The sequence below is a fragment of the Rhodococcus sp. IEGM 1302 genome, assembly GCF_030056935.1.
Taxonomy (GTDB): Bacteria; Actinomycetota; Actinomycetes; order Mycobacteriales; family Mycobacteriaceae; genus Rhodococcus_F; species Rhodococcus_F qingshengii.
This window is the reverse complement of sequence record NZ_JASHKY010000001.1, coordinates 165,588-187,528: the sequence shown is the minus strand read 5'-3', so window position 1 is coordinate 187,528 and position 21,941 is coordinate 165,588. Positions and strand designations below refer to the sequence as shown.

21 protein-coding genes are annotated in these 21,941 nt (G+C 63.0%); 15 read left to right on the top strand and 6 right to left on the bottom strand.

The genetic code is table 11. The features are described 5' to 3' along the window. From QM609_RS00850 to QM609_RS00830, 5 genes are all read left to right on the top strand, one after another. On the top strand, positions 1-822 hold the full coding sequence (locus QM609_RS00850) for a DUF1707 SHOCT-like domain-containing protein (protein ID WP_050656990.1): 822 nt from the start codon (positions 1-3) through the stop codon (positions 820-822). 9 nt (positions 823-831) lie between these two features. Further along, on the top strand, positions 832-1,602 hold the full coding sequence (locus QM609_RS00845; RefSeq protein WP_050656989.1) for a DUF1707 SHOCT-like domain-containing protein: 771 nt from the start codon (positions 832-834) through the stop codon (positions 1,600-1,602). 116 nt (positions 1,603-1,718) lie between these two features. Then, entirely contained in the window at positions 1,719-2,282 is a 564-nt protein-coding gene (locus QM609_RS00840; RefSeq protein ID WP_003946014.1) for a PadR family transcriptional regulator, read from the top strand. Beyond that, positions 2,275-3,378: an inositol-3-phosphate synthase gene (locus tag QM609_RS00835; RefSeq protein ID WP_003945979.1), complete on the top strand. Its 1,104-nt coding sequence runs from the start codon at positions 2,275-2,277 to the stop codon at positions 3,376-3,378. Before QM609_RS00840 ends, QM609_RS00835 begins: the two co-directional genes overlap by 8 nt. A 143-nt stretch (positions 3,379-3,521) precedes the next feature. Next, on the top strand, positions 3,522-4,580 hold the full coding sequence (locus tag QM609_RS00830; protein ID WP_019746062.1) for an isopenicillin N synthase family dioxygenase: 1,059 nt from the start codon (positions 3,522-3,524) through the stop codon (positions 4,578-4,580). A gap of 7 nt (positions 4,581-4,587) precedes the next feature. Here the strand turns inward: QM609_RS00830 and QM609_RS00825 are convergent, their stop codons facing one another. Continuing rightward, positions 4,588-6,705 carry an oxidoreductase gene (locus QM609_RS00825; protein ID WP_030537119.1) on the bottom strand — a complete coding sequence of 706 codons (2,118 nt, stop codon included), beginning with the start codon at positions 6,703-6,705 and terminating at the stop codon, positions 4,588-4,590. Positions 6,706-6,764: 59 nt separating this feature from the next. Beyond that, positions 6,765-8,150 (bottom strand): MocR-like pyridoxine biosynthesis transcription factor PdxR, encoded by a 1,386-nt coding sequence (gene pdxR, locus QM609_RS00820; RefSeq protein ID WP_283336873.1) that lies wholly within the window; start codon positions 8,148-8,150, stop codon positions 6,765-6,767. A 97-nt stretch (positions 8,151-8,247) separates the two neighbouring features. On the opposite strand from pdxR, the gene QM609_RS00815 reads away from it, so the two are divergent. Beyond that, positions 8,248-8,955 carry a pyridoxamine 5'-phosphate oxidase family protein gene (locus tag QM609_RS00815; RefSeq protein ID WP_019746065.1) on the top strand — a complete coding sequence of 236 codons (708 nt, stop codon included), beginning with the start codon at positions 8,248-8,250 and terminating at the stop codon, positions 8,953-8,955. A 65-nt stretch (positions 8,956-9,020) separates the two neighbouring features. On the opposite strand, the gene QM609_RS00810 is transcribed toward QM609_RS00815, so the two are convergent. The 4 genes from QM609_RS00810 to QM609_RS00795 all read right to left on the bottom strand — a co-directional run bounded on the left by QM609_RS00810 (position 9,021) and on the right by QM609_RS00795 (position 12,468). Then, positions 9,021-10,259: an HNH endonuclease signature motif containing protein gene (locus QM609_RS00810; protein WP_283336871.1), complete on the bottom strand. Its 1,239-nt coding sequence runs from the start codon at positions 10,257-10,259 to the stop codon at positions 9,021-9,023. A gap of 58 nt (positions 10,260-10,317) precedes the next feature. Next, the gene (locus QM609_RS00805) at positions 10,318-11,133 is read right to left on the bottom strand and encodes a slipin family protein (RefSeq protein ID WP_050656912.1); all 816 of its coding nucleotides are present in this window, start codon (positions 11,131-11,133) and stop codon (positions 10,318-10,320) included. Next, positions 11,130-11,600, bottom strand: a complete 471-nt coding sequence (locus QM609_RS00800) for an NfeD family protein (protein WP_007735511.1) — start codon at positions 11,598-11,600, stop codon at positions 11,130-11,132. Before QM609_RS00800 ends, QM609_RS00805 begins: the two co-directional genes overlap by 4 nt. A 118-nt stretch (positions 11,601-11,718) precedes the next feature. Beyond that, entirely contained in the window at positions 11,719-12,468 is a 750-nt protein-coding gene (locus tag QM609_RS00795; RefSeq protein ID WP_030537941.1) for an IclR family transcriptional regulator, read from the bottom strand. 247 nt (positions 12,469-12,715) lie between these two features. Between QM609_RS00795 and QM609_RS00790 the strand changes: the two genes are divergently transcribed. The 9 genes from QM609_RS00790 (at position 12,716) to QM609_RS00750 (ending at position 21,928) form a co-directional block, all read left to right on the top strand. Then, a complete protein-coding gene (locus QM609_RS00790) occupies positions 12,716-13,768 on the top strand; it encodes an NrtA/SsuA/CpmA family ABC transporter substrate-binding protein (RefSeq protein ID WP_050656908.1) in 1,053 nt (350 codons plus the stop codon). Between the two features lie 4 nt (positions 13,769-13,772). Next, complete coding sequence (locus QM609_RS00785; protein WP_003946011.1) at positions 13,773-14,630, top strand: ABC transporter permease; 858 nt, start codon at positions 13,773-13,775, stop codon at positions 14,628-14,630. Further along, complete coding sequence (locus QM609_RS00780; RefSeq protein ID WP_007735504.1) at positions 14,627-15,469, top strand: ABC transporter ATP-binding protein; 843 nt, start codon at positions 14,627-14,629, stop codon at positions 15,467-15,469. Before QM609_RS00785 ends, QM609_RS00780 begins: the two co-directional genes overlap by 4 nt. Continuing rightward, positions 15,453-16,493 (top strand): ABC transporter substrate-binding protein, encoded by a 1,041-nt coding sequence (locus tag QM609_RS00775; RefSeq protein ID WP_007735503.1) that lies wholly within the window; start codon positions 15,453-15,455, stop codon positions 16,491-16,493. The genes QM609_RS00780 and QM609_RS00775 overlap by 17 nt, the downstream gene beginning before the upstream one ends. Next, positions 16,490-17,599, top strand: coding sequence for an LLM class flavin-dependent oxidoreductase (locus QM609_RS00770; protein ID WP_050656907.1), 1,110 nt, complete (start codon positions 16,490-16,492; stop codon positions 17,597-17,599). The genes QM609_RS00775 and QM609_RS00770 overlap by 4 nt, the downstream gene beginning before the upstream one ends. Then, a complete protein-coding gene (locus tag QM609_RS00765; protein WP_050656906.1) occupies positions 17,596-18,750 on the top strand; it encodes an LLM class flavin-dependent oxidoreductase in 1,155 nt (384 codons plus the stop codon). The genes QM609_RS00770 and QM609_RS00765 overlap by 4 nt, the downstream gene beginning before the upstream one ends. Then, positions 18,747-19,454: a class II aldolase/adducin family protein gene (locus tag QM609_RS00760; RefSeq protein WP_050656905.1), complete on the top strand. Its 708-nt coding sequence runs from the start codon at positions 18,747-18,749 to the stop codon at positions 19,452-19,454. The genes QM609_RS00765 and QM609_RS00760 overlap by 4 nt, the downstream gene beginning before the upstream one ends. Positions 19,455-19,495: 41 nt before the next feature. Then, on the top strand, positions 19,496-20,437 hold the full coding sequence (locus QM609_RS00755) for an ABC transporter substrate-binding protein (RefSeq protein ID WP_003946000.1): 942 nt from the start codon (positions 19,496-19,498) through the stop codon (positions 20,435-20,437). A 240-nt stretch (positions 20,438-20,677) separates the two neighbouring features. After that, a complete protein-coding gene (locus tag QM609_RS00750; protein ID WP_082239233.1) occupies positions 20,678-21,928 on the top strand; it encodes a reverse transcriptase family protein in 1,251 nt (416 codons plus the stop codon). Positions 21,929-21,941 lie beyond the last annotated feature (13 nt).

Sequence of the window (21,941 nt, the reverse complement as noted above, 5' to 3'; positions counted from 1 at the left end):
GTGAGTGGGTCCCCGACTACTACCTCTACGCGCACCCGTGCGCGCGACGTCGACCGTTCCGATACCTGCGCCGTTCTCGATACGGCTCTGTCCGACGGCCAGATCACGGTCGACGAGCACGCGAACCGGACGGCTGCGGCCATGACCGCGACCACGCTCGGACAGCTCGATCTGCTGGTCCGCGATCTGCAGAAAGCAACGCTGCGCAACGCCGTCGCCAAAGTTCGCCGTATCGACAAGATCTGGTACCTCGCAGCCGCATCGACTATCTTCGCCGGCCTGATCGGGTACCTCACCTTGTCCGCCGACCCTTCACCCCCACCGCCTCCACCGGCGGCAGCCGAAAACGTCGAACCGCTTGCCCCCATTGTGAGTTCGACGTTGAACACGGTCACCGCAAGCGGGATCGGGGAATTCATCACCAGATACAGCGCCAAGTACGGCACGACGATAATCGATTCCGCCAACTTCTACGACGGCTATGCAAGCGTCACTCGCGCCGCCGCTGTCTCGCCGAACCTGGAGGAAGACATCGACTTTCGAGGCGGTTTCACACCACGCGACAGCACGTCGACTCGAGCAGCCAGCACCGTCACCTTCGACCTCGCTGCCGTCGACATCGACAAACTCGCCGGATATCTGGCAGGAGTGTCCGCAAATCTCAACGTCCCCGACGCCGAGATCACACACATCAGCATGAGTTCGTCGAGCGACGATCCACGCGTCTCCATCTACGCCAGCAACAACCTCGGCGCGAGCGGCTCAATGGATTTGACCCCGGATGGCCGCCCGATCCGCTTGTCTCCCTTCACTCCTCGATAGGCCCCGGACATGCCGAACGATCTGACCAGGACCACCCGCGCTCGCAATGCCGATCGCGAGGCTACCTGCGCAGTGCTGGACTCCGCCTTCGCCGACGGACAACTCACGGCGACCGAGCACGACGAATTGACCGAACTCGCCGCGGTGGCAGTCACTCTCGGCGATCTCGAAGATTTGACGTCCGATCTGCAGACCGAGGCGTCCCTACCCATTCTTCGGAAAGAACCTTCGCTCGACACGCGTTGGATCGCCGTTGTGATCATCGCGCTGTCACTGGTCTCGGCTGTCGGTTTCGGAATCAAATACGCCGCGTCCGACGTCACGATCTTCTCGAGCCCCGAGCCACAGTTACACACCGTCGACGGCCTGGGGGCGATGTTCCATGCCATCGAAACGGAGTACGGCAGCGGACTGGTCGACGAGATGACCATCTATCCCACTTATGCACGCGTAACGCGCGCCGATCCTGCCGCGCCGCGCAAGAGCCTGGACAGCTACTACCGAGGCGACCTCGAGGACACGACTTCAGGAGGATCACGCGAACCCGACGTGACACAGATCGACGTCAGACAGCTCGATCCTCGCATCGTGATCGCCCTGCTCGACGGCGCCGGAACAACGACGTCGGTGCAAAATCCGACCACTCGGTACGTCTCTGTCGATAGCACCGAAAATGTTCCGACCATCCAGATTCACGTCGGCAACGACCTCGACGAGAGCGGGTACCTGACCGCTGGCCTCGACGGGGAAATCATGTCGATCTACCCGTTCACCCCCTGATCTAGCCGTGACACCTTGGTACACGTATCGGGCCGCAGTGTGGTTTTATATATCGGCGCGATATAGTTGGTTATCGCATCAAGCGGTTAGGTTCAACGACTCGGGAGGTTTGTCAGTTGCTCGAACTCGCAATCCTCGGGCTGCTCCTCGAGTCACCGATGCACGGATACGAGCTGCGTAAGCGGCTCACTGGTCTGCTCGGCGCATTCCGCGCGTTCTCGTACGGATCGCTGTACCCGGCACTGCGGCGCATGCAAGCCGACGGATTGATCTCGGAAGACGTCGACACTGCCACCGGCACGCTCAAGCGTCGGGCGCGTCGCGTCTACCAGCTCACTCCGGAAGGTCGGCAACGGTTCACCGAACTGGTCGCCGACACCGGGCCGCAGAACTACACCGACGACGGTTTCGGCGTTCACCTCGCCTTCTTCAGCCGCACCCCCGCAGAAGCGCGGATGCGGATCCTCGAAGGCAGGCGACGCCAGGTCGAGGAGCGCCGTGAGGGGCTCCGCGAGGCCGTCGGTCGGGCCAGCGGATCGCTGGACCGCTATACCCGTCAGCTCCATCAGCTCGGACTCGAATCGAGTGAACGCGAAGTGCGTTGGCTCAACGAATTGATCGCAGCCGAGCAATCGACAACAGGAACATCCCGGAAAGAAGGAGAACCCGACCATGGGTGAGAACAGCACCGCGGTGCGCGTAGCCATTGTGGGCGTGGGTAACTGCGCCTCGTCCCTGGTTCAGGGCGTCCACTACTACAAGGATGCCGACGAGACCCAGACGGTCCCCGGCCTCATGCACGTCAAGTTCGGTAAGTACCACGTCCGCGACGTGCAGTTCGTCGCTGCGTTCGACGTCGACGCCAAGAAGGTCGGCTTCGACCTCTCCGAGGCGATCCTCGCGAGCGAGAACAACACCATCAAGATCGCCGACGTCCCGCCCCTGGACGTTCCCGTTCAGCGTGGCCCGACCCTCGACGGCATCGGCAAGTACTACGCCGAGACCATCGAGCTGTCCGACGCCGAGCCCGTCGACGTCGTCAAGGCACTCAAGGACGCTCAGGTCGACGTCCTCGTCTCCTACCTGCCCGTCGGTTCCGACGACGCTGACAAGTTCTACGCACAGTGCGCGATCGACGCAGGCGTGGCATTCGTCAACGCTCTGCCCGTCTTCATCGCTTCCGACCCGGAGTGGGCTGCCAAGTTCAAGGACGCCGGCGTCCCGATCGTCGGTGACGACATCAAGAGCCAGGTCGGCGCCACCATCACCCACCGCGTGATGGCGAAGCTGTTCGAAGACCGCGGCGTCGTGCTGGACCGCACCTACCAGCTCAACGTCGGTGGAAACATGGACTTCAAGAACATGCTCGAGCGTGATCGCCTGGAGTCCAAGAAGGTTTCCAAGACCCAGGCCGTGACGTCCAACCTGACCGGCGCACTTGCCGGCAAGGTTCACGACCGCAACGTCCACATCGGTCCCTCGGACTACGTGGAGTGGCTCGACGACCGCAAGTGGGCATACGTCCGCCTCGAAGGCCGCGCCTTCGGCGACGCTCCCCTGAACCTGGAGTACAAGCTCGAGGTCTGGGATTCGCCCAACTCTGCCGGCATCATCATCGACGCCGTCCGCGCAGCCAAGATCGCCAAGGACCGCGGCATCGGTGGACCGGTTTACCCGGCTTCCGCTTACCTGATGAAGTCCCCGCCGGTCCAGATGGCCGACGACAAGGCTCGCATCGAGCTCGAAGCGTTCATCATCGGCGCTGACGAAGCTTAATTCGACTCACACTGATTCGGGGTCTTGCGCCAATGGCGCAAGGCCCCGATTCTGTTATCCGCAGGGTGTTTCCGCATCCGCGCGGGTAATCACGCCTGCGGCTGCCGAATTGCCGTGCGGGTCCGGGTGCCGCTCAGCGTGGAATGATGGACATCAGAACCATCACACGGATCGAGGACCCCATGTCGATTACGTCGCTGCCAGTGCTCGATCTGTCGCTTGCGCAGAACCCCGACACCGCCGAGCAGTTCCGCACTCAGCTCCGCGAGGCCACCCACGAGGTCGGATTCTTCTACCTGGTCGGCCACGGAATTCCCGACGAACTGCAGCGCCGCCTCCTCGCCGTCGCCCGCGAGTTCTTCGCGCTGCCGACTGCCGAGAAGCTCGCGATCGAGAACGTCCGCAGCCCGCACTTCCGTGGGTACACCCGGCTCGGCGGCGAACTGACCGAAGGCAAGCAGGACTGGCGCGAGCAGATCGACATCGGCGCCGAACAGCCCGCGGCCGAGCGCACCGACACCTCACCGGCCTGGGAGATTCTGCAGGGCCCCAACCAGTGGCCAGACGCCCTTCCCGAACTTCGCGACGTCATCACCGAGTGGAACGACACACTCACCTCGATCGCATTGAGCCTCTTACGCGAATGGGCGGTAGCCCTGGGCCAGGATGCGAACATCTTCGACGACGCGTTCGCTCACGATCCGTCGATCCTCATCAAGGTGGTGCGTTACCCGGGCCGCCCGAAAGGTGCCGGCTCCCAGGGCGTCGGCGGACACAAGGACGCGGGTGTGCTGACTCTGCTCTATGTCGAACCGGGCAAAGGCGGTCTGCAGGTCGAGCACGACGGCGACTGGATCGACGCGCCGCCGATCGACGGGGCGCTGGTGGTCAACATCGGCGAACTGCTCGAGGTCGCTACCGGCGGCTACTTGAAAGCGACTGTGCACCGGGTAGTTTCACCCGAGGGCGACGGTGAACGTATCTCGGTGCCGTTCTTCTTCAACCCGAACTACGCAGCGCAGATCCCGGAGTTCGACCTACCTCCCGAGCTGGCGGCGCGCGCCACCGGCGTCACCGTGGACGCGAACAACCCGATCCACGATTCCTACGGGGCGAATGCCCTCAAGAGTCGACTACGTGCGCACCCCGATGTCGCGGCCCGCTGGTGGCCGGACATCGTTGCGGCACAAAGCGCTACCTGATGCTGAACTACAGATCCATCGCGACTTTCCACGCCGTGTGCATCGCGCCCTCGATGTAGTCGACGTTCACCGCGTCACCGACCACATGTACGTCGGACACGACACCGATCAGAGAATCGGCCAGTGGCGCCTGCGCCGACACTCCCGACGCGACGACAACCATGTCGGCTGGAGCGGTCCGTGTCTTGTCACCGGAACGGAATTCGACGTGCTCCTTGGTGATTCGCTGCACCGTTGAATTGCGGTGAATGTCCACACCGACATGCTTGGCGTGGCGCACCGCCGTCCAGCGGCGCGGCATCGCCATCGGAATACCCAACTGCTGGCCTTCTTCGATCAGCGTCACATTGCGACCTCGCTCGGCCAGGAACTCCGCAAGCTCGAGTCCGACAAGCGAACCACCGATCACGACAACGTCCTTACCCATGGGCAGGAACTTGCGGGTCACAGCTCGGATCGCCGCGGGGCTCTTGGTGATACCGGACAGCTTGCCCAACTTGGCCATCGTCCGCAGGAACGGCGGTACCTGTGAGACGTCTCCCGCTCCGGTCATCAACGCGCGCAACGAATCACCGGTGTGCACGTGCGGCAAGTCGCCGCCCGGAACGCTAGGCCGCTCACGGACTGCACCGGTGGCCACGACTACGGCGTCGGGGTTCAGTGCCCGGATCGAAGCAACCGAGGCTTCGGTCTTCAGTCGAACATCGACACCGAGACGCTCGATTTCCACTTTCAACCAGCTGAGCAGACGCCCGTTGTCCGGGGTAGTGAGGCTCGAGAACCACAGGGTGCCACCGAGGCGATCGGACTTGTCCAACACCGTGACTCGGTGCCCACGTTCAGCGGCCACGCGGGCCGTCTCGAGACCACCGGGGCCCGCTCCGACCACAACAACGTGTTTCGGAGTGCTGGTCCGAACGAAGGGGAGAAGCGCTTCGTTGCCGAGCGCGGGATTGACAGCGCACAGCGGGGTCTCGTCCCAGAAGTTCTCCTGCACGCAGACGTAGCAATTGATGCAAGGCCGAACCCGCTCGGGTACACCGTCTTTGAGTTTGTTCACCAACTGTGGATCGGCCAGGAGCTGGCGGCCCATTGCGGCGAAGTCCGTGCGACCTTCCGCGATCATCTTCTCGCCGACCTCGGGGAGCATACGTCCGACGGTGATCACGGGGATCGATATCGCCTGCTTGATTCGCGTTGCATTGTCGGTGTAGTAGCCGACCTTGTCGGGCAGTGGTCCGTCGGTGAAGTTGGCAAAAGCATTCAGCGCGGTACCGGTGACATGAATGGCGTCAGCTCCGGCCTCTTCGAACATCTTCGCGGCCGCAGCAGCCTCGTCGACCGTCAGCCCGTCGGTTTCGCCGTACTCTTGACCGGCCAGACGCACGATGACGGCAAGCGCACCACCGACCTCCTCCTTGACCGCCCGAATGACCTCACAAGCGAGGCGAGCACGGTTCTCCATGGAACCTCCGTACTCGTCGCTGCGCTGATTCGTGTACCGACTCAGGAACGCTCCGAGGACGTAGTTGTGGGCACAGTGAATCTCGACGGCGTCGCCGCCCGCCGCCTTCACCCGTCCGGCAGCCTCGGCGAACATGCGAACCAGCCAATCAAGATCTTCCTTGGTTGCCTCGTGGTACGTAGCCCTCTTGCCCTCGTTGATGGCAGCCATCTTGCCCAGTTCTTCTGGCGTGCAATCGGCCATCGCGCTCATGTCACCCGGCGGCTTCGGCGTGGACGGGACCAACTGCGGTCGGCCGTCGAGGGTATCGATGCGCGCCACCTTGCCGTGGTGTGTCATCTGCACACAGAGCTTGCTGCCTGCGTCGTGGACTGCGTCGGCCAACGCCTTGAGACCGGGGATGAACCGGTCTTCCGAAAGCCCCGGTTCCTTGCGGCTGGTGCAGCCCAGCGGATACGCAACAGCGCAGCAACCGGTGATGATCAGACCCGTTCCACCAGCTGCACGCGCCACGAAGTGGTCGATGTCGCCCTTTTCGATTTCCCCGTCTTCACACAGGTTCATGTCCATCGCAGGGAGAACCACGCGATTGGGCACGGTCATCGGGCCGATGGTGCCTGGTGCGAGCAGGTGCGGAAAGGTCTGGCTTCGGATCGTCACGAGCAGACGCTAGAACTGGACCACGCCCATCCGTTGCCGCACTCCCGATCAACGAGACTTCACGCGCTGTGACGTGCGAGGCACTCGGCTATCACCTCGAGCGCATATTCGAGGTCCGCGGATTCCACTCGCCCGTAGCCGATGACCAATCCGCCGGGGTCTCCGTGCGTTCGGGTGGACTCGACCAGGGTGGGCACTTCGACGCCGTGCAGGAGCGCCTCGCGAGCGACGGTCGCTGCCAGATCCGCGTCGAGCATGAGCGTCGTGTGCATGCCGGCGCCGAGACCCCGCAGTTCACCGAACGATGACAGCGCTTCCTCGACCGCCCGATCACGCTCCCGGTATCTGCGCCGGGCGGTACGCACCGCTCGATCCCATTCGCCGTCACGGAGCAGGGACAGGAGTGCTTGCTGCAGCGGAACCGACGGGAAGTCGCCGATTCGCTTGCGGTGTACTGCTATGCGGTCGACCAGGTCGAGGGGAGCTACCAACCAGCCCAATCGAATTCCGGCGCCGAGCGTCTTGGCAACCGTTCCGAGATACACCACCCGATCAGGAGCCAGCTGGGCAAGCGCAGGCAAAGGCGCTACGTCGTAACGGAATTCGGAGTCGTAATCGTCCTCGAACAGGACGACGTCGCGGGCGCGTGCGAACTCGATCAACTGGTTGCGCCGACCTACCGGAAGCAGCCCTCCTGTCGGATACTGATGGGACGGTGTCACATACACACCGCGGACGCTCTCCGACGCCGTTTCGAGTTGGTCGACACAGAGACCATGAGCGTCGACGGGCACGTCGAGCAGCGACCATCCACAGGCTGTAGCGGCCGAGGACGCATACCGGTATCCGGGATCTTCCATCGCCAGAACAGCACCACGGGTACGCAGAGCCGACAGGGCGAGGCCGAGACCATGCGTGGCACCTGAGGTGATCAGGATTCTCTCGGGTTCAACCGACATTCCACGGGCTCTTGCCAGTAATTCCGATAGTGCCGAACGCAATTCGTAGTCACCCGCAGGATCGGGATCCTCGAAAGGTGGCGATTTGGACCCGACGTCACGCCACGCCCGCCGCCACGCTGCCGATGCACGCGGTGGCGTCCACGGCACGCCCGGCCGGAGCTGCACCCTGGGTGACATCTTGTCGGCGGCCTTCTTCGGTGTAGTCGTGGGAGTGACCATGGGGGAGGGCGCCTCGGCAACGAAGGTGCCTGAGCCGTGCACAGCGACAAGCCAACCCTCGGCGATCAACTGCTCATACGCCCGTTCCACGACGCCCCGCGCCACCTCGAGCTCCGCCGCCAGCTTCCGGGAACTGGGTAACCTCAGACCCACTGCCGCCTTACCACTGCGGATATCAGCTCTGAGGTGGTCGGCAATCTGGACCGGGAGCGCCCGCCGATCTGTCCGGTCGAGGACGACGGCTACCGCCGAAGGCAGAAACATTCAGAACCCTCCCGGAAGTGGCAAATCGAAGTGGCCTATCGAAGTCTCCACTGATTGGACCATGACTTGAAGCCACTTTGCCACCAGCATTGTCTGCATGACAGATTCCGTTGTCTTTGCTGCCCCTGCTCCTGCCCCCACTGCACCTATTCCGCTGTCCCCGACAGCACGTACGACGCACAAGCGCGCCCGCCACCACGGCGTCGCAGAACGCGCGGCACTCGTCGACGTCTTGCAGTCCGCGAAGCTGTGCCACATGGGTGTGACCGTCGGCGGAGTTCCCATGGTGTTTCCCACCGCCTACGGGTTCGACCTCGACGGCCCCGACCGCGGCGGATCTATTTATGTTCACGGTTCAGTCGCTTCACGGAGTTTGGCTCCCGACAGCGAAATCTGCATCACCATCACGATCCTCGACGGGCTCGTGTTGGCTCGGTCGGGCTTCCACCACTCGATGAACTACCGCAGCGGCGTCATCATCGGATCACCTCGAGTCGTGACCGACGGCGACGAGCGCGTGAAGGCTTTGAATCTGATCGTCGACCAGGTGGTTCCCGGACGTTCCCAACACCTTCGGGATCACACGCGCAAGGAAATGGCGGCAACCATCGTTCTTGCACTGCCGTTGTACGAGGCTTCCGTCAAGGCCCGCACCGGCGGCCCCGGCGACGATGCCGCCGACATCGGTGTCGAAACCGTTTGGGCTGGAGTAGTTCCCGCAGCTACGCACTTCGGTGAACCGATCCCGTCCGAGGATCTCGACTCAGGTGTCGCGCTTCCGGACCATATCTCGACGATGCTCTGACCGCACACGCCGTACACACCGGGGCATGGCTATGCCCCGGTGTGTACGTATTCAGTTGCGCCCGTTCAGGCTGCTGTAGGTGGGCTGTTCCCGCCGATCGGCTGTTGATACGGATCGATCGACATCGGTGGGTAGAACACCGATTTGCGATCCGGGCCGATCTCCACCCGCCACTCCGTGTGGTGCAGCGTCCAGTGGTGATGACCGCACAACAAGATCAGGTTGTCGAGATCTGTTGGGCCACCATCGTTCCAGTGAACAATATGATGGGCATCGCACCACCCCGACGGAGTCCCGCACCCCGGAAACGCACACCCACCATCCCGAACCGCAAGAGCCCGCCGCTGGGGTACCGTCGCGGTCCTTGCTTCTTTGCCGCAGTCGAGCGGAACACCGTTCTCGTCCAGGAGGATCCGGGTGACGGTGCAGTCGCACGCCAGCATCCGGGCAGTATCGATACTGATCGGGCCCACCCAATCCGCCCACGCGAAACCCAGTTCCTGAGTCGACGGCAAGAGGTCCTTCAACGCCTTGAGGTCGGTCATGTCTTTCGCCGACGCGGTAACGGTGATGTGCGGTTTCACTCCGCCCTCGATCGGACCCAACCCCGCCCGCTCGTACCGCCGCAGTAGTTCGCAAAACCCGTCCGCGCGCCGTAGCGCCGGCGTGCGAGTGTCCTTGACGCCGTCCTTCTCCGGCGTCGGCGCCGACAGGCTCGACAGCAACGTGATCAGACGGGCCCCGTTGATCGCATCCAAATCACCCTTCACCGACACTCGCCCGAACAAGCCTTTCGAGGCGTAGAACTCGTTACGCTCCGAATCCTCACCAACCGGAACGCCGTCCTCGCGTTTTCCGTACTGCTTCTCGATCCGCCGGATCGCCGCCCGCACCGCATCACAATCCGCGATGTTCTTCGACGCCAGGCCAAGCAAGATCCCGCGGGCCTTGTCCACATCCGCCAGGGTCATGTTCTTGGGCGGATGCTGACAAAACGACGCCACCTGACGGGCTTTCAACGCATCCACGTCACCGCGATGAAACGCATCGCCCACAACGGGTTCGAGCATCAACAACCGCGCCAACCCGACCAGCAGACTGCACTCACCGATCTCCAGATTCGTCGAACCATGCAACCACTGCGCGATCGCCCGAAAACCCTTCCCACCGAGAACCTCACGGGAAAACATCTCCACGATCAGCAACACCATCCGCGACTGCAACTCGTGCCGGACACGCACCAGATCCAGAACCTCCCCCTTGAGGTCCTCGCCATCCAGTTGCCACGCATCCCGACTGTCCATGCTCAAAGTTTAATCGAACAAAGTTTCGAACACAAGAGATGGTAACCGAAACTAGATGCTAATCAACAACTTTCGCATTCCAGACGAAACGGGCAGGTTCTTGGGTCGCGGGAGTTGCCGCAACTCCGCCACCGATAAAGGGCCGGACAAGATCCAGCGGCAAGGGGAAGACAACGGTGGAGTTGTTCTCACTACCGATCTCGTGAAGCGTCTGTAGATAACGCAACTGCAGGGTGGTCGGATTGCGGCTGATCACCTCGGCCGCCTCGGCGAGCTTGGCCGAAGCCTGAAACTCGGCGTCGGCGTTGATGATCTTGGCTCGCCGCTCTCGTTCGGCCTCTGCTTGCCTGGCGATGGCGCGCTGCATGTTGGCCGGAATCTCGACGTCCTTGATCTCGACGGTCGTGACCTTGACTCCCCACGGCTCGGTCTGCTGATCGATTACCTTCTGCAAGTCCTCGTTGAGCCGTTCACGTTCGGAGAGCAGCGAGTCCAACTCAGCTTTACCGAGAATGGAGCGCAGTGTGGTCTGGGCGATCTGTGAGGTGGCGGCCAGAAAATCCTCGACCTCGACTATCGAACGGTCAGCGTCGACGACCCGAAAGTACGTGACGGCGGTGACCTTCACGGGGACGTTGTCGCGAGTGATCACTTCTTGGACCGGTATCTTCAGCGTGACGGTTCGCAGACTGACCCGCTCCATGCGATCGATCGCCGGCACCAGAATCACCAGACCAGGACCCTTCAAGGTGATCAGTCGACCGAGGCGGAACACCACCGCGCGCTCGTACTCGCGCAGAACTCTCACCGACATGCCCACAAGGACTGCAATCAGCACGACAAACACGGACAACACGACAAGCACGGTGGTCATAGCGGCAGCTCCCACGGTTCACGACGGCGCACTTTCAGAGTCAGGCCTCGAACCTGCTCTACGACGACGGATTCGCCCACGGCAGGCACAGAATCGTCGTACCCGAATTCCATTCGAGCACGCCATAATCCGCCGTCGAGCTCGACCTGACCCTGCGCACCGGTCCAACTGCGAACGGTCGCGTCCGAGCCGACAAGAGATTCCGTCCCCGTACGCACGGGAGCGCGGCGCGCGGTAAGCGCTTTTCGACTCGCTACCGCCACCACGCCCAGGCCGACTACCGCGACCCCCGCCGTCACCGGGATCGCGATCAATTGCCCGATACCGTCGGACGTGAAGAGCATCCACACGCCGGCACCGATCATGAGTGCTCCAAGCGCACCGAGCACCCCCGCGGTTGGGGCATGCGCCTCGACCACAATCAACAGGACGCCCAGCAACAGGGCAACGACACCGATCGTCGTCATCACTCGTCTCCACGCTCGCGAGGACGCGGTCACGTCGCGTAGCCATTGTGCGATCGCGCCCTCGACTTCAACGGTAATCACGTTCGGCCGGATCTGCCACAAGCGCTTTCACATCACGTCAGAGAAGGACCTCACCGATCTGTCGTGCAGTCACCTTGGCAAGGTCGGCGAGAAACGGAATCCGTTCGTCGATCATCAGCTCGACCGGACCACGAAGCCCGAGAGCGTAACGCACAGTGCCGGATCCATCGATGATCGGAATTCCGATCGTTCGGAAATCCGGGGTCAACTCCTCGTCGTTGAATCCGTATCCTCGCTCACGAGTCAGTTCCAGTTCCCGGCGGATACCGGCGACATCGGTGATCGCACGCTGAGTGGTCGCTTCACGTGGCAGCGCAGCCAGCTCGGAATCGTCGACATCGGACCAAGCCAGAAAGGCTTTCCCCAGTGCGCTCGCATGCAAGGGAAGGCGGACACCCTGCAGCACGTGCCCGTCGGCCTCGCGCCACCGACTGAATCCGAGCAACACCACCTCACTTCCGCTTCGCACTGCCAGGGAGGCGGATGCTCCTGTCGTCGCGGCCAATTGCTCCAAATAGGGCTCGGACAGATAGATCCGATGCTGCCGGTAGGAGACCTGTCCGTAAGCCGCCAGCGCCGCGCCGATGCGATACCGACTGGTTGCGTCGTCCTTCTCGAGAAATCCCGCGTCGACGAGCGACTGCAGCAATCGATGCGTGGTGCTGACCGCAAGCTCTTGTCGCCGCGCAACTTCCGAGACTCCCAGTTCTTCGCCACTGCGAAAACATGTGAGCATGGTCAGGGCACGGGTTACCGTCTGAACTCCCGCGCCGCGTGCGTCCGTCACGAACGATCCTTTCGCTGTGGCCTGATCGACCTGAGAATCGGACGCTAACACGGACCCAGCAGTCCGGCCATCCTTTCCATCAGATGGAAAGGAACCGAACGTGGACCTGCAAAAGCCCAGATGAACAGACTTCCGATGTTGTCAAGATTTCCAATCTCCAGAAAACAAACGGGGGTAAAACGGACAGGCACCCAATAGCGTCATCGTCGTCAGTTCTGACGATTCAACGCCTGAAGGAGCCACATACATGTCCCGCTTCCGCCGACTGCCACGAGCTGCCGCTGCGCTCGCCATGATCCCGCTGGCCGGGTTGGCGGTGGCGTGTGGGTCTTCCGATTCCGACAGCGCCGCAGGCAATTCCAGCGCAGACTTCACGCTCAAGGTCTTCGATCCCGGAAACTCCGGTGCCATCGCCGTCGGCAAGCGTGACGGAACCTACGACGAGGCTCTGGCACCGCTGGGCGCAAAGATCGAATGGGTCAAGACCACACCGGGATTCAGCTCCAACCTCAAACTCTTCAACAGCGGTGAACTCGACATCCAAACCGGCGCATACAGTCCCGTCGTCGGCGCACTGTCCAAGGACGTGGGTGTCCGCATCTTCGCCACGTCCGACCCGTACAACAAGGACCAGGCCGGCATCATCGCCACTCCGGAGTCCGGCATCAAGACCGTCGCAGATCTGGCCGGCAAGCGCATTGCCGTCAACCCTGCAGGCAAGGGCGAGTACATCACGCTCAAGGCTCTGACGCAGGCCGGAGTGCCGATCGATTCCGTCGAACGTGTTCCGCTGCAACAGGCTGACGCGGCGTCGGCATTCTCCACCGGGCAGGTCGACGCCTGGGCATCGTTCCTGATTCCGTATCAGGAGGCCAAGGCCAAGGGCGCGGTCGAGATCGCAACCGAGGCGAGCATCGACTCCGTGGACAGCACCATCATCGCCGGCCGCACCGTAGTACTCGAAGAGCATCCCGAAGTGGTCCAGAAGTTCCTCGAGGTCACCCAGGAACTCACCGCGAAGCAGCAGGCCGACCCGGCAGCATTCGAGAACGTCTTCGAACAGACCGGTCCGCGCGCACTCTCCGGACAGCGACTCGACGACGCGATCACCCTGGGCGGCCAGATCACCAACTTCCGCTACCCGACTGCAGCCGACGCTACCGACCTCGAATCGATCTCCACGTTGTTCGCCGACAACAAGGTGATCCAGCAGCCGATCAAGGGCAGTGACGTGATCTTCGACCTCCAGGGTGCTGTGGCAGGTTCGGCAGCGGCAGCACCCACCACTGAGGGGAAGTGACCCGATGGTGACGCTGACCCGGCCCGCACGAACTGCGTCGCCGTCAGTGGAGCATCCGCAACTCGAAACGCCCCGCTACCGCCGCAATCGCAGCAGGCCCAAGTGGGTCTCGATCCCACTCCGCTTCCTCGTGCCCGCGCTGCTGGTTGCCGGATGGTGGATCGGATCCGCTACCGGACTGATCCGCGAAGAGATCCTGGCCGGACCTCCGGCGGTGTGGACGGCATTCGCCGAGCTGTACCAGTCGGGTCAGTTGGTCGACTTCGGTCTCGCGTCGCTTCAACGTGCCGCACTCGGTGTTTCGGTCGGTGTGATCGTCGGATTGGTGCTCGGGGTTCTGTCCGGTCTCTCCTCGCTCGGCGAAGAACTGATCGACTCGACCATGCAGATCAACCGCGCGGTTCCGTTCCTCGCGCTCGTTCCGTTGTTCATCGCCTGGTTCGGTATCGACGAAACCTTCAAGGTAGTCCTGATCGCCGTCGCGACCGTCGCCCCCATGTACGCGTACACCTACCTGGGAGTGCGCGGAGTCGATCGCAAGATGGTGGAAGCGGCACAAGGTTTCGGCTTGACGGGTTGGCGACTGGTGTTCGGAGCGATTCTTCCGACCGCCCTCCCCGGTGTTCTGATGGGGCTTCGAATCTGCCTGTCGCTCAGCATCACCGGATTGATCGCCGCCGAGCAGGTCGGCACACGTGAGGGCATCGGATATCTGGTCACCCTGGCGCAGGAATACAACCGCACCGACTACATGGTTCTGTGCATCGTCATGTACGCGGCACTGGGACTCATCTTCGACGCAATCGTCAGACTGATCGAGCGGTACTCCATGCCGTGGCGGAGATTGTCGGTGGCGCGATGACGAATACAACCATCGGCTCGCTGCCATCCACCGAAGCACCTCTGCCGCCGTTGGCGGCCCGTGAGCGGACCGGCACCACTGCGGCCGAGCGACGTGCCGGATCACCGGTAGCGGTCTCGCTCACCGGAGTGCGTAAGTCGTTCGGTGACAAGACTGTTCTGGGCGGTATCGACCTCGAGATCACGCGCGGCGAGTTCGTCGTTCTCCTCGGCCCCAGCGGTACCGGCAAGACGACCCTGTTGCGAGTGCTCTCCGGTTTGGAAGCACCGGACAGCGGCGAGGTGCTGGTTCCGCGCGACCGCACGGTTGTCTACCAGGAACCGCGATTGATCCCGTCGAAGCGAGTTCTGGCCAATGTCACAGTCGGACAGAAACGGTCACGTCAGGTCACCGACAATGCACGCAACGCACTCGCCGAGGTCAACCTCGCGGACAAGCACCGCGCCTGGCCGGCCACCCTCTCCGGCGGCGAGGCCCAACGCGTCGCATTGGCTCGTGCTCTGGTTCGCGAACCTGAACTATTGCTGCTCGACGAACCGTTCGCAGCCCTCGACGCTTTGACCAGGCTCCAAATGCAAGACCTGGTAGGCGATCTGGTCGCCCGCCACCGTCCGGCAGTACTGCTCGTCACGCACGACGTCGACGAAGCCGTACGACTTGCCGACCGTGTGCTCATCCTCGACAAGGGCGGGTTTGCCGTGGATGTCGACATCGACCTGCCACGCCCCCGCGATCGGAACGATCCCGAATCTCTGCGCTACCGAGCGAGTTTCCTGAAGGAACTCGGCGTCGGTCGCACCTTCCCCGACGGACAGGACAGTCATGACATTGATCGCTGATTCCGCAATCGACACACTCTGGTACACCCGCTGCCCCGTTCCCACCGCCAGCGGCCTCGCCAACAGTCTCGGTTGGCTCGACCGGACGGCAAACGAATCCGGAGTGCGTTTCGGCGTACTGCAAGATGCCGGACCGGAATTGGCAGTGCGCCATTTTGATCACCACCTCTCCGGACTCATTCGCGAAGGCGGCAACGTCCCCGCACTGGCCGCGCGTGCCAGTGGTTCTCCGACGAGGCTCATCGGGCTCACCTGGATCGACGAGGCCCAGGCAATCCTGGTGCGCGGAGACTCCGACATCCGAGAAGCCGGTCTTCTGGCAGGCGCTCGGATCGGCATCCCGGCCTGGGCGGCAGATCAGGCCAGGAGCTTCCCCCGTGCCATGGCCCTGCACGGCTTCGCCTCCGCACTTCGACTCGGCGAGTTGAGTTTTGCCGACGTCACCCTCGTCGAGGTTGCGACGACGGCGGCCCCCGAGGTCCGCACCGCCTCGTCCACCCGCAACACGACGTGGGGCGTCGAATCCCTGCTACGCGGCGACGTCGACGCCATCTACGTCAAGGGTGCCCGCGCCCAGGAAGTTGCCCGCGAACATGGCCTCGCCGTTGCCGTCGATCTCGATTCCACTGCATCGCTACGTGATCGCGTCAACAACGGCACCCCACGACCGATCACAGTTCATGCCGACCTACTCGAACAACGCCCGGACATCGTCGTGGGTTTCCTCGCCGAGAGCCTGAGAGCGGCGGACTGGGCCGCAGCCAACATCGACGAGGTCCGAGCCGTTCTGCAGACCGAAACACAGTCGGGGCCCGAAGGTGTGGTGGCAGCGTACGGCGAGAACTTCCACACCGGACTGCATTTGAGCCTGTCTGACGAGCGTGTGGACCTGCTCGGCGTGCAGAAACAATTCCTGTATGCGCACGGCTTCCTTGCCGCCGACTTCGACCTGCAGTCCTGGGTGGCGCACGAACCACTGGAACAGGCACGCAACCTCGTTGCGCAGAAGGGCACAGCAGAATGACGGACGTCTACTGGGAGCTACCGTCTCGCGGTGACGGACGCCGGGCGGTGGCCGCACTGAACAGTCGCGGCGGCTTCGGGCCGCAGCGACCGACTACCGTCGCGACCGATGTTCGTCCCGGAAACTTCGGGCCCTTCGACGAATTGGCACAGATCGTTCTCGCCGCCGAACTGTCGGGCGTCGACGGCGTTGTCGCACCGTACGATCCGAATGGCGAAGAATCCTGGATCGTTGCTGCCGCCGCCCTACGTCAGACGCGTCATTCGCGAGTGGTCGTGGAGTTTCACCCCACTTTCGGCACCCCCGTATACGCCGCCAAAATGTCGGCGACACTTCAGCGCCTGTCAGCAGGTCGTCTCGAATGGCGAGTGAAGGTAGAGACGGACCCCGAAGACGCCGCTGCTCGCGGCGACGTGGTTCGAGGAGCCGACCGCTACGCGCGCGCCGCGGAGTTCCTGACCGTCGCCCGTGGCGTATGGAACGAGGAGCAAATTCTCCCTGGCGGATTCGGCGGCACGGGTTACGACTTCGACGGCGAATACTACGACGTACTCGGCGGCGGATTCCGAGGCATCTTGTCGGGACTCCGTTTTCCCCGAGTACATCTGACCGGAGACTCACCGGAAGCTCTGGAACTCTCGGCCCACCATGCCGATGTCCATCAGTTCACCCTTGCCGGCGACGAGTTGTCGACACGGATCACCACCCTCGACGACCGAGCATCCGAACTCGGCAGGACCGTCGAGAAGGTCCTGCGCATCCCGATCATCGCGAGGGAAACAGCGGACGAAGCCTGGGCTCGCGTCGAACGGCAACTGAGAGAAGCCGATTCCGCTGCACTCGAGATCGATCGGGGCGGCATCCTGTGGTCCGGATTCGACCGCATCGGCTACGAGCACAGTATCGGCCTCGTCGGAAGCTACGAGGAGGTGGCGCAGCGATTGTCGTCGTATCGCGATATCGGCGTGGACGGTTTCGTCCTGTCAGGTCGGCCACACATCGAAGAGCTGCACCGGGCGGGCGAGCATCTCCTGCACCTGGTCGATCCCGAGGGTCGGATTCGCAAGGAAGAGAAGGCCACCACCGAAGAGAAGGCCACCGCATGAGCATCGATTTCTATTGGCGGATCGGGATGGAAGGCGACCACGCGTCGCTGCGTACTCCGCGTCGCTACAACCGCGGCGATGCCGGTGGATACGGGCCGGGCAACATTGCTCCCGCGATCCGGGGCGGCGAGTTGGACGGATACAGCTACATCGACCACATGGCAGCGGTGGCAAAGGCTTCCGAGTCCGCAGGGTTCCTCGGTGGACTTCTGCCGTCTTTCCCGATGACCGAGGATCCGTGGGCGACCGCAGCAGCGTTGGCCGCCGAGACCACCACATACCGTTTCATGGTCGCGTTCCAACCGGGGTTCCTTCACCCGGTACAGGCAGCGCGGATGTCGGCCAGTCTGCAGCGAGCAACCGGCGGACGTCTGGTTTACAACATCATCAGTGGTGGAGGTGGAGCGCCTCAGCTGTGGTGGGGCGACAAAGTCGACCACGACGATCGCTACACCAGGACGTCCGAGTTCCTCGATGTCCTCAAAGGTGTGTGGGCCGGTGAACCTTTCGACTTCGACGGTCGCTTCTTCCAAACCCACGGCGCTGCACTGCCACCCGGACTTGCCGGCCAACCGTTTCCCGAGGTGTACTTCTCCGGATCTTCGGCCGCAGCCGTCGCCGCCGCCGGACTGCACTCCGATTACTACCTTTCCTGGCTGGAACCGTACGCCGATCTGAGAGCCAAGATCGACGGCGTGCGGGAGAACTCGGCCAAGCTGGGACGCACCCCGAAGTTCGCCGTACGCATCGACGTCGTTGCCCGGCACACCGAGGAAGCCGCGTGGGCCGAGATCGAGAAAGGCTGGGCCTTCGTCGACAAGGGGGCCGCCGACCGTGCAGCCCAGGGCGATTCGGTGGGCGCCGCCCGCATCAAAGGCTGGGTACCCGAACACATCACCGGCTACCGAGATCTGGAAGTGCAACCCAACGTGTGGTGCGGCTTCAGCCTCATCCGCGGCGGACCGGCGTTCGGGCTGGTCGGCAGTTACGAGCAGGTCGCCGAAAGACTCGACGAGCTGCGCGAACTGGGCGTCGACGCCTTCATCCTCGCCGGTAACCCGCATCTCGAAGAGGCATACCGCGTCGGCGAAGAAGTTCTTCCCCTCCTGCAGCGCACCCCGATCACACCTTCTGGACTGGAGACTCGATGACCACCACCGAAACTCGACTCGACACCGAAACCGCAGCATTCGTCGAAGAAGCTCGCAAAGCAGCAGCCAAGGCATTCGACGTCTTCCGCAAGACCGGAACCGTTGCAGCCAACGGGACCGTCAACTTCGTCGAACGAGTACCTGGCACCGAAATCGCGGTCGCCCTGAACGATCCGGGACCGTGGGCGAACGATCCGTCGGTGTCACCGGTTGTCGCCACCTTCGATGGAGAGGTGCTGTCCGGCAACGGATCGGCCGGATTTGTCACCGGCTACGCGTCGGTCTTCCGTCAGCATCCGGAAATCACCAGCGTTGTCCACATCCACACACCGTGGCTCGGCGGTTGGGCACAGACACATCGGACGCTACCCATCCGCTATGCGGCTTCGCAGAGGCTGACGCTCTCCCGAGAGATTCCGCCGCACATCGATCGGTCCCGTTCTGCAGGCGATTTCATTCTCGAGCGTCTCGAACACGATCCCGATCTGGTGGCGATCTTCGAAGCCAACGGCGGGGTCAACATCATCGGCCGCAGCGGGTTGCTCGACCTCGCGAAGTTCGTCGTCCTCCTCGAGGAGGGCGCGCAGTTCCAGGCGATCGCCGAATCCCTCGGCGGTTCGGTCGAATTCGATCCGTCCAACCTCGCCGTGCAGTGGGGCCGTAGCGGACTCGCCGACGAGGCGCGTCGACGCGGCCTCATCTAGCCACCCCCATCACTGATTCAGAACAGGAAACCGTAGATCTCATGACCGTTCGCGTCGGATACTTCCCACACAACAATTCGCTGTTCGTTCTGCGTCACACCGGAATCCTCGAACGTCGTCTCCCGGACGTCGAGTGGGTGGACCTGCGTGAGCTTCCCGCCAAGCCTGCAGTGAACCCGGAAAACGCCTTGCCGACCCTGCACTCGGACTGGCTGTTCGAGGAGGGCGGATACGACGTGATCGGAACCGGATTCACGCCGCCCGTCACCGGATTGGCTCAGGGCCGCGATCTCGTCTACATCGGAATCTCCGGCCCACGCGTGGAGAACGGGCGCCTGGTAGTCAAGGCAGAGTCCGAGATCAACACGGTTGAGGACCTGCGTGGCAAGCGCGTCGGCATCGCACACGGATCGTGGCAGACCACACTTTTGTTGTTCGCCTTGGATCAGGCGGGGCTGACCTGGTCCGACATCGTCCCTGTCGACACCGACGTACGCGGTGGTGGAGCGGACCTCGTCGACGGCACCATCGATGCCTGGGTTGGCGCGTACCCGGGGCTGACGGACATCGAAGCGAACCACGAACTGCGCACGCTGATCGCCACCGACGGACTCTTCAGCCACCCCTCCCTGTGGTTCACCCGGCGCGATTTCGCGGATACCAACCCGGAGGCCCTCCAGGCGATCATCGAGGCCCTGCAGGAATCCGACGCCTGGATCGAAGCCAACCCCCGCGAAGCCGCCCAGGTCTTCGTCGACGACGTCGAGAAGCGTGGCGGGTCCGCGAGCCTCGATGCCTGGGAAGCTGCACTGCGCGGACGTCCTTTCGGTGTCAACCCGGTCACCGACGAGTTCCTGGACGAGCAGCAGCGCGCGGCCGATCTCCTGCTGAGCAACGGACTACTGCCGAAAGCGGTCACCGTCCGCGAAGCAGTCGTGCCGTGGATCAGCGAGTTCGTCGGTTCGGATCGTTCGTCGATCTGAGGACCCACTCCCGACAGATCCGCTTCACACGTGACAGATACCGAACGGTCTGCCATTGTGAAGGAATGCGGCGGCGCGTGGGTGAGAGTTGGTCCACGCGACCAGTCTCAGGGGTAACCCCTGGGTCGGCCAGAAGAATTGGATACTGCGTCCACCGGCGTTCGGCACGCTCCGCGTGCTTGCCGCCGCACCGGACAAAGGATTTGGTCACCCCGCCCCGTCGCATCCCGGAGTCGAATCATGCGTGACTTCGAGCTCGATCCCGAGTTGGCGCGTCGTCTGGCCGTTGCGGCCGCTGACGCTCCGTGGACCCTCAGCGGCCTCGAGGAGGCATTCGGAACCGTCTTCGGCGTTTCCCCGACGCTCCTGGCCGTGCGCGTTCTCGACCTCATGCCCGCTCCACCGTTCGAACCGCAGACTCTGTATCGATTGCTTCGCGAACTACCTCGCCTGCGGCCTGTTCCTCTCTCACTGGACACCAATGAAACCTCGGTGTGGCGGTTCGACGTTCCCCGCTACAACACCAGTGTGGACCTGGCTCGTTCACTGGATCTGACGATCTCCGAACTCGAGTGGTTCGCCGACCGAGGGGAATGGCTCCGCACGAAACCCCGACCGCTACGCCACTACCGGCCGATGCAGATCAGCAAGAAGGCCGGCGCTCGCCTCCTCGAGGTACCGAAACCCCGATTGCGCGAAATTCAGCGGAAGATCCTGCGCCGCATCCTCGACCTGGTGCCCCCGCACGACGCGGCACACGGATTTGTCCGTGGTCGAAGCCCTCTGACTTTTGCAGCGCCGCACGCACAGTCGGAAATCGTGATCGGCGCGGACCTCGCGCAGTTCTTCCCTTCGATCAGCGGCAGCCGCGTTCATGCCGTCTTCGCCGCCCTCGGCTATCCACCCGCAGTGGCAGGCGTTCTCACCGGATTGTGCACTGTTGCAACACCTGCCGATACCCTGCGCGGCCTACCGTATGCACAGGCATCACAGCTACGCACCGCGCATCTTCCGCAAGGCGCACCCACTTCTCCTGCACTGGCGAATCTCGTCGCACGCAAACTCGACATCCGCTTGAGTGGACTCGCACAAGCGAACTGGCTCACCTACACCCGATACGCCGACGACCTCGCGTTCTCCGGAATCGAAGTAGCCGACGTCGGCACCCTCCTCTGGACGGTCGAGCAGATCGCCAGGGACGAAGGGTTTGCCATCCATCCACGAAAGACCAAGGTGATGCGCCCTCATCGACGCCAACACCTCACCGGGCTGGTGATCAACGACCAACCCTCGTATCCGCGCGACGACTACGATCGCTTGCGCGCCCTGCTGCACAATGCCGCCAGTACTTCTGCGCAGGAACAGAATCGGGACGGTATCGAGGACTTCCGCGCCCGCATCTACGGCCGGATCGCGCACATCGGCGAAACCAGCACTACACGCCGACGCACATTGCTGCGCCTGGCTGAACGTGTGGATTGGGACGGCTAGTGCCCGCGAGCAG

Bases quoted from the DNA above. Each gene is read 5' to 3' on its own strand.
- QM609_RS00835 (WP_003945979.1), top strand. From the start codon at position 2,275: ATGGGTGAGAACAGCACCGCGGTGCGCGTAGCCATTGTGGGCGTGGGT.
- QM609_RS00845 (WP_050656989.1), top strand. From the start codon at position 832: ATGCCGAACGATCTGACCAGGACCACCCGCGCTCGCAATGCCGATCGC.
- QM609_RS00810 (WP_283336871.1), bottom strand. From the start codon at position 10,259: ATGGACAGTCGGGATGCGTGGCAACTGGATGGCGAGGACCTCAAGGGG.
- pdxR (WP_283336873.1), bottom strand. From the start codon at position 8,150: ATGTTTCTGCCTTCGGCGGTAGCCGTCGTCCTCGACCGGACAGATCGG.
- QM609_RS00790 (WP_050656908.1), top strand. From the start codon at position 12,716: ATGTCCCGCTTCCGCCGACTGCCACGAGCTGCCGCTGCGCTCGCCATG.
- QM609_RS00755 (WP_003946000.1), top strand. From the start codon at position 19,496: ATGACCGTTCGCGTCGGATACTTCCCACACAACAATTCGCTGTTCGTT.
- QM609_RS00760 (WP_050656905.1), top strand. From the start codon at position 18,747: ATGACCACCACCGAAACTCGACTCGACACCGAAACCGCAGCATTCGTC.
- QM609_RS00800 (WP_007735511.1), bottom strand. From the start codon at position 11,600: ATGACGACGATCGGTGTCGTTGCCCTGTTGCTGGGCGTCCTGTTGATT.
- QM609_RS00775 (WP_007735503.1), top strand. From the start codon at position 15,453: ATGACATTGATCGCTGATTCCGCAATCGACACACTCTGGTACACCCGC.
- QM609_RS00830 (WP_019746062.1), top strand. From the start codon at position 3,522: ATGATGGACATCAGAACCATCACACGGATCGAGGACCCCATGTCGATT.
- QM609_RS00765 (WP_050656906.1), top strand. From the start codon at position 17,596: ATGAGCATCGATTTCTATTGGCGGATCGGGATGGAAGGCGACCACGCG.
- QM609_RS00805 (WP_050656912.1), bottom strand. From the start codon at position 11,133: ATGACCACCGTGCTTGTCGTGTTGTCCGTGTTTGTCGTGCTGATTGCA.
- QM609_RS00785 (WP_003946011.1), top strand. From the start codon at position 13,773: ATGGTGACGCTGACCCGGCCCGCACGAACTGCGTCGCCGTCAGTGGAG.
- QM609_RS00780 (WP_007735504.1), top strand. From the start codon at position 14,627: ATGACGAATACAACCATCGGCTCGCTGCCATCCACCGAAGCACCTCTG.
- QM609_RS00815 (WP_019746065.1), top strand. From the start codon at position 8,248: ATGACAGATTCCGTTGTCTTTGCTGCCCCTGCTCCTGCCCCCACTGCA.
- QM609_RS00770 (WP_050656907.1), top strand. From the start codon at position 16,490: ATGACGGACGTCTACTGGGAGCTACCGTCTCGCGGTGACGGACGCCGG.
- QM609_RS00750 (WP_082239233.1), top strand. From the start codon at position 20,678: ATGCGTGACTTCGAGCTCGATCCCGAGTTGGCGCGTCGTCTGGCCGTT.